Raw genomic sequence first — 420 nt, 5'->3', positions numbered from 1 at the left:
GGGCCGCGATCCGCGAAGATGAAATTGCCGCCAAGGCGATGGGCATCAACACCCGCAACGTGAAGCTGCTCGCGTTCGCGATGGGCGCGTCGTTCGGCGGCTTGTCGGGCGCGATGTTCGGTGCGTTCCAGGGCTTCGTGTCGCCGGAGTCGTTCACGTTCTGGGAATCGGTCGTTGTGCTCGCCTGTGTGGTGCTCGGCGGCATGGGCCACATTCCCGGCGTGATTCTCGGCGCGGTGCTGCTCGCTGTGTTCCCCGAGTTCCTGCGCTCCACGATGGGTCCGCTGCAGAATATGATCTTCGGCCATGAAGTCGTCGATACCGAAGTGATCCGTCAGCTGCTGTACGGTCTGGCGATGGTCGTGATCATGCTGTATCGCTCGGAAGGCCTGTGGCCCGCGCCGAAGCACGAAGACAAGA

The 420-nt window shown here is 62.9% G+C and carries 1 pseudogene; it reads left to right on the top strand.

The window, feature by feature from the left end:
* Positions 1–420 (top strand): annotated as a pseudogene (locus AB3X94_RS41955) (ABC transporter ATP-binding protein); the annotation flags it as partial.

The organism is Paraburkholderia sp. BR10923 (assembly GCF_040948765.1).
In the GTDB taxonomy this organism is placed as follows: Bacteria; Pseudomonadota; Gammaproteobacteria; order Burkholderiales; family Burkholderiaceae; genus Paraburkholderia; species Paraburkholderia youngii.
The sequence above is the reverse complement of the archived record's forward strand: the minus strand, read 5'-3'. Positions and strand labels throughout refer to the sequence as shown.